At 55.1% G+C, this 10975-nt stretch carries 9 protein-coding genes; 4 read left to right on the plus strand and 5 right to left on the minus strand.

Annotated features, from left to right (window positions below):
• Positions 1 to 39: 39 nt before the first annotated feature.
• Both ACOYNV_RS22585 and ACOYNV_RS22590 read right to left on the minus strand, forming a co-directional pair.
• A complete protein-coding gene (locus ACOYNV_RS22585; protein WP_422902062.1) occupies positions 40 to 915 on the minus strand; it encodes a ParB/RepB/Spo0J family partition protein in 876 nt (291 codons plus the stop codon).
• Between the two features lies 1 nt (position 916).
• Complete coding sequence (locus ACOYNV_RS22590; RefSeq protein WP_422902063.1) at positions 917 to 1744, minus strand: ParA family protein; 828 nt, start codon at positions 1742 to 1744, stop codon at positions 917 to 919.
• A gap of 480 nt (positions 1745 to 2224) precedes the next feature.
• Between ACOYNV_RS22590 and ACOYNV_RS22595 the strand changes: the two genes are divergently transcribed.
• On the plus strand, positions 2225 to 3013 hold the full coding sequence (locus ACOYNV_RS22595) for a replication initiation protein (protein ID WP_422902064.1): 789 nt from the start codon (positions 2225 to 2227) through the stop codon (positions 3011 to 3013).
• Between the two features lie 392 nt (positions 3014 to 3405).
• Here the strand turns inward: ACOYNV_RS22595 and ACOYNV_RS22600 are convergent, their stop codons facing one another.
• Together ACOYNV_RS22600 and ACOYNV_RS22605 are read right to left on the minus strand one after the other, a co-directional pair.
• Positions 3406 to 4284 (minus strand): alpha/beta fold hydrolase, encoded by an 879-nt coding sequence (locus ACOYNV_RS22600; protein WP_422902065.1) that lies wholly within the window; start codon positions 4282 to 4284, stop codon positions 3406 to 3408.
• A 435-nt stretch (positions 4285 to 4719) separates the two neighbouring features.
• A complete protein-coding gene (locus ACOYNV_RS22605; RefSeq protein ID WP_422902066.1) occupies positions 4720 to 7755 on the minus strand; it encodes an ankyrin repeat domain-containing protein in 3036 nt (1011 codons plus the stop codon).
• A 145-nt stretch (positions 7756 to 7900) separates the two neighbouring features.
• On the opposite strand from ACOYNV_RS22605, the gene ACOYNV_RS22610 reads away from it, so the two are divergent.
• The gene (locus ACOYNV_RS22610; protein ID WP_422902067.1) at positions 7901 to 8155 is read left to right on the plus strand and encodes a type II toxin-antitoxin system Phd/YefM family antitoxin; all 255 of its coding nucleotides are present in this window, start codon (positions 7901 to 7903) and stop codon (positions 8153 to 8155) included.
• Positions 8156 to 8162: 7 nt separating this feature from the next.
• Positions 8163 to 8567 carry a type II toxin-antitoxin system VapC family toxin gene (locus ACOYNV_RS22615; protein WP_422902068.1) on the plus strand — a complete coding sequence of 135 codons (405 nt, stop codon included), beginning with the start codon at positions 8163 to 8165 and terminating at the stop codon, positions 8565 to 8567.
• Between the two features lie 110 nt (positions 8568 to 8677).
• Here ACOYNV_RS22615 and ACOYNV_RS22620 read toward each other — a convergent pair whose 3' ends face one another.
• Positions 8678 to 9703: a hypothetical protein gene (locus ACOYNV_RS22620; protein ID WP_422902069.1), complete on the minus strand. Its 1026-nt coding sequence runs from the start codon at positions 9701 to 9703 to the stop codon at positions 8678 to 8680.
• A 196-nt stretch (positions 9704 to 9899) separates the two neighbouring features.
• On the opposite strand from ACOYNV_RS22620, the gene ACOYNV_RS22625 reads away from it, so the two are divergent.
• Positions 9900 to 10556: a ribonuclease HI family protein gene (locus ACOYNV_RS22625; RefSeq protein ID WP_422902070.1), complete on the plus strand. Its 657-nt coding sequence runs from the start codon at positions 9900 to 9902 to the stop codon at positions 10554 to 10556.
• The last annotated feature ends 419 nt before the right edge of the window (positions 10557 to 10975 follow it).

The raw sequence follows: 10975 nt of genomic DNA on the forward strand, positions 1-10975 counted from the left end.
GACATTAGCAGACCTTACTGCCTACCAAATCAAAAGGAGCTATTGTTGAATTAACTTCTCGATGAAGTCTCGAAGGGCTTGTTCTTTTTTCTCACCCAAGACCGCTGTTCTGATCTTAACGATCACGTTACGACTATCGTGAGTCACCGATCCTACTTGCAGACCATCCTTGGTCAAAGGCGCTGCTTCTGATGATTTTCTCATCGGTTCACCACGCAACACTCGTGTAACGTAATCAACGATTTTGGACTGATCCAGTTCTTTTTTGGTAACTAACTCAATAGCTGCTCGTAGTGCATCAAGGGCTGCAGGGGACGCGTTGGTTCGGTTCAGCAGTGCTTTCACGTCGGTGGCTGCAATACGCGAGATCAAACGAGGATTTTTGTCTAGACTTTCTATAATAAATGTTGGGAGTGCATCGAAAGCGAAGTACTTGTACATATCTTCCCTGTTGAGGCCAAGGCCCTCGGCAAGTTTGACTCTCGATGGGAACAGTGACTCAACTTGCCGGATTGCCTTGCCGATTTCATAGTCCGACAAATCCTCCCGATCCATGTTTTCAGCCAACGCGGCAACCGCAAGGTCGTCATCGGATGCTTCTTGGACAATTGCTTCAATGGTCCGTTTTCCCAGGTACTTGTGAGCACGCCATCTGCGTTCACCGGCGATCAGTTGGTAGCGATCACCAACTATTCGGACCGTGATTGGCTGAATTAATCCAGTTTCATCGATCGACTGTGCAAGTTGGACAAGCTCGTCCTCGGGGAAAATTGTCCGGGGCTGAAAAGGATTCGGATCGATTCGATCGACTTGGAGCATCTTGTGCTCGCGACCTAGCTCCAAATCGGTTTCATGTGGTGCTTTTGCGTGGCGGGCTTGATTTGATTGCAGCTTTGCGGCCAGCTTTGCTTTCATGTCACTCGCCATCTGCATGATCCTTAGTTACTTTCAATCCCAACGTTTGTGTAACCCAGCGCGCTAATTCTTTGAATTCGCGAGCAACTTTGCTGGTGCGGTCTATAGCATGAATGCTGGACTGTGCAATGGCTGCTTGGGCAACTTTGGTAGATGTTGGTATTTTTATTGGTATCAGACGCCCGATCTGGTCAAGGGCGGCGTTTTCAACGAGCTTACACACAGTTTGGCGCTCGTCGTGACGAATCAATAAAGCACCCAACAACTCGAGATCCGGGTTAACTTTTCGTATCTTGTCGCAGTGACGCATGAGATCACTGACCCCGTACAAACCATACTGGCTTCCAGACTCAATCGGAATAATCACATGAGTTGCCGCCGCCAAGGCGTTGCTCGTCAAGAGCTTTAAAGACGGCGGTGTATCGATAAGGATAATGTCAAAAAGCCCCATCAAAGGTTTTAGCTTGTGCCGTAGCTCTTCGGATGGACGCGGGGTGTGCTCGCGAAGTTCGTCCTCGGTACGGCCAAGTTCCAAGCTTCCGTAAATTAAGCTCACATTTTCCAGCATTGTGTCTTCATCGATAGCTTGAGGCAGTTTTTCCAATTCTGAAAGCAAAAGCTCTGCACACGTTATTGCTATTTCTGAGGGGTGTTTCTTGCCAATGTGAAGACTTGCGTTGGCTTGGGGATCCATATCAACCACCAAAACAGAGAGGCCTAGCTTACCTAATTCCGCACTCAGTTGAACAACTGTCGTTGTTTTACCGCACCCCCCCTTGTGATTGGCCACGGCCAAAACCTTAGTTTGTTTTATCACTATTGTGCTCACTCTGGCTATATATCGTGTTCAATGATACGTGCATTTATAGAAAATGTGTAGCATTACTGGTCACGTTTTGTTTTGTTTTTTTGGTTTTGGTTTTGGTTTCAGCTTTCTACCAGAGCCCTTTTTTTAAAATATTATTAGCTTGTTTTTAAGAACTTCTTTTTTAAACCTTGTTTTTAGGCTGAGGGGTAATTCATTGTAGCCCTTGTATACCAAGGGTTTGGAGCTTAAATAAAACCTGTAAAAGTGACACCAGGGTGGTCTTCAGTGACAAATAGGTGGTTATCTAAGTGACAGCTAGGTGGCTAAATGTGACTGTTAGGTGGTCAAGGGTGACAATAGGGTGCTGTTATCCACAATCCACTCTGTATCCCTACAAGGCTATATACATGTGACAAAAAGGTGGCAGCTATAGAGTGTTCGAAGACTTGACCTGATCTTGTCACCGAATTAATATAGCGACATTCTCGAACGGTGTCACCGATGTCGAATGCAATCGATGATGAGTTAGTTATTCCAGAAGCTCCTGAGTTGCTGCCAGCGCTCGTAGCGAGTAGTGGCTTGTCGGATAATCTCGTCGCCAAGTCAAATGCGCTTGTACGAGCATCTTACAAGCTGAATTTGCAAGAACAACGGTTGGTCTTAGCTGCGATCAGCAAACTGGACTCTCGGCGACCCTTTGTTTCCCCTAGGGGATCACAAACCACAGTTCGCATATCTGCCCTTGAGTTTGCTGAAACGTTTGGAATTGACAAGCGTAAAGCCTACGAAGAGCTCAAAGAAGCAACTAATGAGCTTTTCGAGCGGAGAATAACCGAGATTAACGGTAAGCAAACCACCAAAATGCGTTGGGTTAGCAAGGTCCAGTATCACGATGGGGAAGGCTGGGCCGAGTTGTCATTTTCACTCGATGTCTTACCACTGCTTACACTACTAAGAGCAAAATTCACCTCGTATAGTTTGCAACGGGTAGCCGGACTACGTAGCACGTACTCAATACGGATCTTCGAAATGTTGGCTCAGTTTGCCAGCACCGGACTTTTGCGTATTGAGTTGGCTGATCTGATCAGGCAACTCGATCTTCCGTACACCCGCTATGCGGACGTTGCACGACGGGTAATCAAGCCAGCAGTAGAAGAACTTCAGGCAAAGTCGAACTTGGAGATCGAATGGTCGGCGCTCAAATCTGGTCGAGCAGTAAAGACGATTGAATTTAGATTCAGAGAAGCAGCCCAAGGGAAGCTCGATCTATCCGGGGGTAAGAAAGCATAGGTGACAAAAAGGTGGTGCTTGGTATTGTCGTGCTAGGTTGCTGGCCAATACAGGGTTTGAACGGCATCGCTGCAGTCGGTATTGTGACAAAAAGGTGCTGGGTGGTGCCTGAGAACAGTGTAGCAAGTTGCTACACTTGTAATTCAAGTTGTCTGGCTTGTCGCAACCAGAAGGCATTTCACGTTGTACATTCCCGCAGTCGTTTCTGGAATAGACGACATGTCGCCTCATAACTACACCATGGTTTGAAATTCATGCTTATTCCAAAGTCTCTTATCAGCCAAGTCCGGCTTAGGTAATGAACTTTTGTCCAACATCCCTTGTAAATGCTCACCATCAGGAAGGTTTATCCTTTCAACGAACAAGATGCACCCAAAGGGATGTTCTCTCAGTCAGTCTCGGATGAGGAAATTCTCAAGCGCTAACGCCACATTTTCAGGCTGATCGTGCTGAACATTGTGTCCCGAGTTGGCGATGGTGATGACTTTATTGTTTTTGAAGCTGCCTAGTCGCCTGTGGTATTCCTTGGAATCATTCCCAAAACGGTGAAGCACAAAACCCTGATCGGCGATCAGCATCAAAACCGGCGCCACAATTTTCCGCCAACTCGCCATGGCATCCTCAACCACATACACGGCCGGCGACGGAATTTTGTGCCAGGGATCACACGCCATCTCGATTTTTCCATCGGGTCGAATCCGACTGACAACTTGCGAGAGATAGGTGGCACGACTTTCTGTTAAACGGGGGTTTGCCACCCTTAAGCGTCGAGCCAACGCGTCACAATTCAGATAGCTACTGAGTTTCGGTTCCGCTTGAATCGCCTTTAGCCACTTACCAATCTGGGTTGGAGCGTCAATCGCTTTCGGGGGCTTTAAGCCCAGAAAATCTAGCATGACCACTTGGGCCACCCGTTCTGGACAAATACCCGCATAAATGCTGGCAATATTTGCCCCCATGCTGTGACCCACCAACCGTGCGGGTTGATTCGGAGAGTATTCGTTCAGAAGGTCATTGAGGTCGGCGTAGTAATCCGGAAACCAATAGGGACGGGAAAGCCATTCCGATGCGCCATAACCTCGCCAGTCAGGCGCAATCACATGCCATGATTTCTTAAGCGCATCAACGACAAACTGGAAGGTGGCGGAGCAGTCCATCCAGCCATGGAGAAGGAATAGCTTTGGCGCATTCGCATCCCCCCAGTGCCGAACGTTGTAACGAAGCCCGCGGACATTAATCAACTCCGTTCGAGATTCAATAGGTGGCATCATGGCTCAATATGACGGCTAGCGCCGTCTGAAAGTGGATGAGGTTCGTTGGCTGCTGGCATGAGTTTGGTGGGCAGAGTGGGTACCATGGGTAATGGCTTCTCCCTGAATTCATATTGTTATCTTACCGACTCCACGCGGGAAAGCCTTGTCTTGCATTGCATTTCATCGCTTATCGATACCAACGTGATCAAAAACCTGAATAGTCCGGAAGTTCCTGGGCGTGGCACCCGTTTCCTTGCATCCCCATGGCAGTGGCCGGGGGGAAACGGGGAATTTACCCAAGGCTTCAATCCTTTGAAACACCCGGTAACCTGGGCAACTGCCAGATTTAGTCGGATGAGTTTCTGGAGTGAGTTGAGTCATTGCCGAGATGGGCGATATGGGCTTGCCGCCGCCAGATTTGTGCGTATTGACGCCGCCGGAAAATAATTTCAATCAGCGTTTCTTTCGTTCATCGATTTCCCGTCGCAGCCGCTCGATTTCGATCCGTTTAGCCTCTTTTGAACCCCACCTCACCGGCCGAATCCGGGCGGCCGCTTCTTCAGCCAGACGCCGAGCCAAAGCCTCGCGTGCCTCAGCCGCCAGTTTTTCCTCCGCTTCACGTTGCCGCAACCAGGCCTCCTCACGTGCTACAGAGCGTTCGGCGGCGATGGGTATCGTGCGTTTCCCCATGCCCGCCAGCCCGAGATACCTGTCAATGTCCTCGGAGAGACTATCCAGGATATCCGGGCAACTGAACTCATTGATCAGCGGCAGATTGAGCGCGACATAAACCGGCGTCCAGCGCTCCTCTCCGCCCCACCGGGAACGCACGGAAAGTTTCGGATTGAACTGATACCAGCCCTGGGCAACGCGCAGGAACAACGCCCGGTTATAGGCGTAGTCACGCGCGATCTCGTTGCGCGCCAACACCCCGGAGAGATACGCACGCTTGTTGCGTTCCGGGCGAACGACATTGGCGGGCAGATGCTGCCAGGCGTCCAGAATGGCCTGCGTGTCGAAGCCGCCATTACTTCGGCGTTGCCAATGCGTGAAGCGCGACTTGAAGAGCACCCACAGCGTCTGAAACAGAAAATACTCGGAAAGATGGCGGTCAATGCGCACCAGACGATCGCCCGTATTGACATCAATACTCGCCGGAGCCAGGCGTTCGTAGAGGGCGGCCAAAGGGCCGCCGGCAAATTTGGCATCGCGGAACGCTTCACGCAAAGCCCAGTGCAGCGCGTTATAGCCATAGTGATCGATGGCTTCGCGATCCGCTCCTAACGCCAGCAGGGCGTCTACCAAAGGAACATTGCCGGCGGCGGCCGCCGCCATCAACGGCGTCTGATTCATCGGCAGACGATGTTCCACCCCGTACTGCTCGCATTGCTTCAGAACCGCCTTGAAGTGGTTGGCAAAATACGGCAAGTAAGTCTTGCGCCTATGGGTCGGGCGTTGCTGTGCAAAGTTTTTTCCCTGGTCGAAGCGGGCCTCATCGACCAACCACTGCGCGAGTTGCGGCTCATCAAAACAGGTCGCAACTTCATAAAGTTGCTGCTTCATCTTGTTGCCCGGAAGCTGATCGCGAAAGACCTTGACCAACAGTTGCCTGATCTTGGGCTCATCGATCACTGGCCACGGCACCGGCGACTGTTTCAGGAGGGTGCGGCGGATCGCTTCAGCCTGTTCCTGCTTGCCCTGCAACTCGAGCTTGCGCGCTTCCTTCTGCCAGTCTTCGAGCGACGATTGCCGGGCCTCCACCTTGACCTGGCCGAGGTTCATGTCGAGCAGGTCAAAGAGCGGATGTCCGGTATCCGACTCGATCACGTAGATATTCCGGATCGCTCGCGTCAGTGCGACATAAAGCGCATTGACGAAGAATTTATAAACTTCCAGCGACTTGTCGCTCTTGTCCTTCGCCCGCCGGTAATCGAGTATCTCGACGGCCAGGTCGGCCTTGGCGACGCCGTCGACAATGTCGCTGAATTCGGCCCGGTGATCCGAGATGAAACGGTAGAGGACGATGTTCTCGTATTCGAGCCCCTTGGCTTCATGAATCGAGAACAGCAAAGGCGTGGCAAAGTGCTTTCGCGCTTCGGCCTTGTCCTCGTCACGCATGACCAGCACGGCAAACTGGGTCGACTGGCGGATCTTCTGATCCAGTTCGCGCGTGGTGGCCTCCTTGTCCGGCATCAGTGCCACCTGGCCCGCCTCGCCGCCGACCGCCTGAACGAGAAAGTTGCTCTCGCGGTCAATCGAGCCAAAGCGCCGCTGCTTGATCTTCAGCAACTGGTTGGCCACCCGCGTCGCCTCCAACCCGTTGCGGAAATTAGCCGACAACACGTGCAAGGCCTGCCGCTCGGCCAGTGCCGGGTCATTCCAGAACAGGCTCTTGACCTGGCTCCAGGAGAAAAAGTTCGGATGGACAATCTGGTTGGAGTCACCGCACAACAGAAAGTGACCCGGCTTTTTCAGGGTCTTGAGCACCAGCGCCAGTTGCACGGTAGTGATGTCCTGCACTTCGTCGATGACCACGAAGTCGTAACGCGGTGCTGCCAGACCCTGCCATTCCTGGGCCACCAGATTGAGGTCATAGAGGCTGGCCTCGCTCAGCCAGGCGCGATATTTCTCGAACAGATCGTAGAGCAACGCGCGCTGTTCGGCGGGAAAGATGGATTGCCGCACACCCAGCGCGCCATAGTCGTCACGTGACAGAATGCCGCCCGCCCCGGCGGCCAGCACCCCACGGATTTCCTCGAACACCTGATGCCCGTCAAACCCCTTGAACGCCAGCTGCAGGCGCGAAAACCAGCCGGCAAAATCACGCCAGGTCGCTTCCCGGCCCAGCGGAACCCGGATCGATTCGACGAACTCGCGGTACGAGAGAAACACCGCTTCCTGCCCGCCGTGCTCGAACCCGTTGGCGTAATAGAGATCGCGGGCGCTCTGCGCCAGGTAACTGGAGTGGGTGACGTAAAGGACTTCGCCCTCGGCATGCTTGAGCTTTTCCAGGGTCAGCGCCGTCTTGCCGCTGCCGGCACTGCCGACCACGATCAACGGGGCTGGCTGGCGATAGATGGCCTCCTGCGTATCGTCAAACGAGATCGGCTTGTCGAGCAGATGAATCACCGTCCGTTCCGGATGCAGATAGCGCACCGGCTGCGCCTCGCCCAGGGCCGCCTCGGCGTCGATATCGGGAATTTTGCTTTCATCGATCGCTGCACCGCGCAGAAAGCGCGACTTGTCGTAGTCGTGGTTGGCGATTACCTCCAGCATCAGGGCGCAGACCTCGTCGCCATGACGAACCAGCGTAAAGAGCAGGCGATCGGCGTCATCGAGTTTGGCCCGATAGAATTTGCCGTGGCTCAGATTGGCCAGTTTCTTGACCTGGGCGGCCCGGAAATCGAGTCGGGCAATCGCCGCAACGACCTTGCGATAGCTGACTTTGACGCGCGAGGTATCGAGTCCGGTGTATTCGAGAATTTTCATGACAGTAGAAAGATAACACTCCATGAGACAACGAACCAACCCGGAAAAATTCTATTCCCCTTGAACAAACACCGATAAAAAGTGCCTTGAAGTGTCGCAAAAGTCTTGATAGACTAGTCATACGCCTAGTCATCAGAGAATACCCATGAAAGTTTGGCCCGTCCAGGACGCCAAAGCGCGTTTCAGCGAGTTGCTCGACACCTGCGTCAGCGAGGGGCCTCAGGTCGTGACCCGGCGTGGGGCAGAAACCGCAGTGCTGGTTCCGATCGCGGAATGGAAGCGGCTGCGCGAGGCCGCCCGACCCTCACTCAAGGCCTTGCTGTTGTCCGAGGTGGGCCGTGCGGACCTGGTCTGCCCGCCTCGCGGACAGGCCCGGCGACGAACCGCCATCGACCTGTAAGCCCGCCATGTATCTACTCGATACCAACATCGTTTCCGAACTGCGCCGGGTCCGCCCGCACGGGGCGGTGGTGGCCTGGCTCGAAGGCGTTCCCGAGTCCGACCTCTACCTTTCCGCCGTGACCCTCGGGGAAATTCAGGCCGGAATTGAAATCACCCGCGAACAAGACGCCGTCAAGGCCGCGCAGATCGAGGCCTGGGCCGACCAGGTCGAGGCCACCTACCAGGTGTTACCGATGGACGCGGTCACCTATCGGCTCTGGGCCAAGCTGATGCACCGCCAGTCCGACACCGTCTATGAAGACGCGATGATCGCGGCCACCGCCCGGGTGCACCAATTGACGGTGGTCACCCGCAACGTCGGTGACTTTGAACGCTTCAAGGTGCCCGTGTTCAACCCCTTCGGCTTATGAGGTCGCCGTTCGCAAAGGGCGACGGGAGTTCTCGATGGCCAGCCGTTACCCCGAGGGATCAACGTTCCGACACCCGCCTGCAGGACGGCCCCGACACTCCCCGTAAAAGCTCACGTTAGGCGACGCACCGTCGCTCGCATCCGGTGCGCGGTCACTTCCGCACTCAACCCCAGACAACTGATCAACTCCGCATTCGTGGCGCCGCCCTCGATGAGCATCGCGGCATAGGTATTGCGCAGCGTCTGCGGACTGGCCCGGCGCCCGGCCACCCCGGCCGCTTCAAGAAAGCCCTGGATGCGCCGAAAAATCGAAGCGGCGTGCATCCTGCGAGAGGTCGAGAAGCGTCCGAAGCCAGGGCCTGAGCGATCGGCGATAAAAACCAGCGGCGACTTGCGCCATTGCTCAGGCGTCCCCCCGGCGCGCCCCTTCAGGGCCAGGGACTCGGCGCGCAATTCCTCCAGCACCGCCAGCCAGGCCGCCAGCGCCGCCTGGGCAAACGGCAGCAGGCGGGCCCGGTGCGCATGCGCCGGCACCGAATTATCGATGACGCCTTCGTCCAACTTGATGCAATTAAGCGTCAACGCACTGACATGCGAGGGTTTCAGACCGCCACCCAGGATGGCCCCGACCAGCGCCAGATCCCGAAACGCCACCCAGGCGCCGGTGCCCGACCTGGCTGCGATCAAGGCGTCCAGACGCGATTGCGCCAGGGCGATGACCGCCTGGCATTCAGCGACCGACAGGAAGCGCGCCGGCTGGTCCGACCCCGCCCCGACGCGGTCGACGCCGGCCTGGCGGCCGGGATTCTGGCCCATCAGGCCGAGCGTGCCCAGATGCGCATAGACGCGCTCGATCAGGCGCACATACTGCTGCCGCTGGCGGCTGGTTTGCGGACGTTGGCGCGAGCCCGGGAGGTTGGGGTTCTCGGCGTCCAGGAAAACCCGGATATGCCGGGATTCACATTGATCCAGACGAACGTGCTGCTCCGCGAGTCCCTGGCAGAAACGCCGGAACATCGCGCCATAGACGCGTTGCGAGGAGGGTCGGTAGCCCTGCAAGCCAATCCAGGTGGTAAAGGCAGGCTCCGGGGTATCGAGCCACACCGACAAGGTGTCAAGGAGGGAAGGGGTGGTCATTGGTGTAGAGTTTAAATGCTTGACGCTTAATTGCATAGCTGTGTTTTCGTCGAACTAGTGTTGCCATCGTCAAACGACAGGAATCGCGAAAGGATAGAGAACCCGAAACAAACCGTGCGTTATCTCTGCACCTCCGCTTTTCGGGCTTACGCGGTAGGATGTCGACCGTGAAGATAGGGCACAGGAGCACCATGAAATGACGGATGAACAGACGGGATGGACGGCATGGTTCGATGGCGCAGCAAATCCAAACCCGGGATCCCGAGGGATAGGGGGCCTGCTGAAGGGACCAAGGGGAGAGCGTATCGAGATTTCAAGCGCCATTGGTTCCGGTACGAGTAACGAAGCCGAGTACGCCGCGCTCATTGCGGTACTGGATGCGGCCTGCGAGGCCGGAATTCAGGAGCTGACCGTCTACGGCGACAGCCAGCTCGTCATCAAACAGGTCAATGGTGAGTGGTTAATCAACAGCAAAAGCCTGGTGCCGATGTGCCAGACCGTCCTGGCGCTCATGGCGGACATCCCCAACGTAATAATAAGGTGGATTCCCCGTGCGGAAAACGGGGAAGCCGATGCCTTGTCCAAGAAAGCGATCGGCGGCGATGCCGAAGGCCCGGTCGACCGCAAAATATGGACAACACCGACGGAAATCGGGAAGGCCTATCGTCTCTCCGGAATCGCCATGGGTAAGCGGATGGACTCTGCCAAACTTCGTGCCGGCGGGAAGCCAACCCAATTAGCCATCGATACCCATTGCGCCCTGGTCGTGGCGAATCATTTTGGACACGATGTATTCTGGCATCGGACCAACCTTCCCGCCGCGCTTAAAGCGGCGCAGCTCTTGTGGGGGTGATCACTCACTTGCACCGTCCGTCGTGCTTTGTGGAGAGGTTCCGTTTGTTGGCCTGGCCTTGGTCCTCCGCACGTCGCGCTCCGGCTTCCCCTCACTCCGTTCGCTGAAAGTTCGCTTTTGCAACCGAGCCCTCTTCGTGTCGGTTGCTGTCGGTGGCGTTGCGATTCCCGAGGCAGAACTGCCTTGCAGAGTTGGCGGGTTGCAGCCTATGGCTAGAATTTCCTGGGATCCGGATTTCCAACCACAGCACCTGATGCGATCGAATCGCGCCCCTCGAGGTCAACCCTGTTTGAATTTCGAGAATTTCAAGTTCATCGTTGGCAATCCACGGCGTTGTGGGCGGCTATTCGCGCAGTAACGACGGGTCGAGCATCAACGTCAATTCTCATCCTTAACGGCAACATGATCCACCCATTCGA

The organism is Propionivibrio sp., assembly GCF_049316945.1.
Lineage (GTDB): Bacteria > Pseudomonadota > Gammaproteobacteria > Burkholderiales > Rhodocyclaceae > Propionivibrio.

Excerpts from the sequence above, each read along its gene's own strand:
- ACOYNV_RS22585 (WP_422902062.1), bottom strand. The coding sequence starts at position 915 with ATGAAAGCAAAGCTGGCCGCAAAGCTGCAATCAAATCAAGCCCGCCAC.
- ACOYNV_RS22595 (WP_422902064.1), top strand. The coding sequence starts at position 2,225 with ATGTCGAATGCAATCGATGATGAGTTAGTTATTCCAGAAGCTCCTGAG.
- ACOYNV_RS22600 (WP_422902065.1), bottom strand. The coding sequence starts at position 4,284 with ATGATGCCACCTATTGAATCTCGAACGGAGTTGATTAATGTCCGCGGG.
- ACOYNV_RS22605 (WP_422902066.1), bottom strand. The coding sequence starts at position 7,755 with ATGAAAATTCTCGAATACACCGGACTCGATACCTCGCGCGTCAAAGTC.
- ACOYNV_RS22610 (WP_422902067.1), top strand. The coding sequence starts at position 7,901 with ATGAAAGTTTGGCCCGTCCAGGACGCCAAAGCGCGTTTCAGCGAGTTG.
- ACOYNV_RS22615 (WP_422902068.1), top strand. The coding sequence starts at position 8,163 with ATGTATCTACTCGATACCAACATCGTTTCCGAACTGCGCCGGGTCCGC.
- ACOYNV_RS22620 (WP_422902069.1), bottom strand. The coding sequence starts at position 9,703 with ATGACCACCCCTTCCCTCCTTGACACCTTGTCGGTGTGGCTCGATACC.
- ACOYNV_RS22625 (WP_422902070.1), top strand. The coding sequence starts at position 9,900 with ATGACGGATGAACAGACGGGATGGACGGCATGGTTCGATGGCGCAGCA.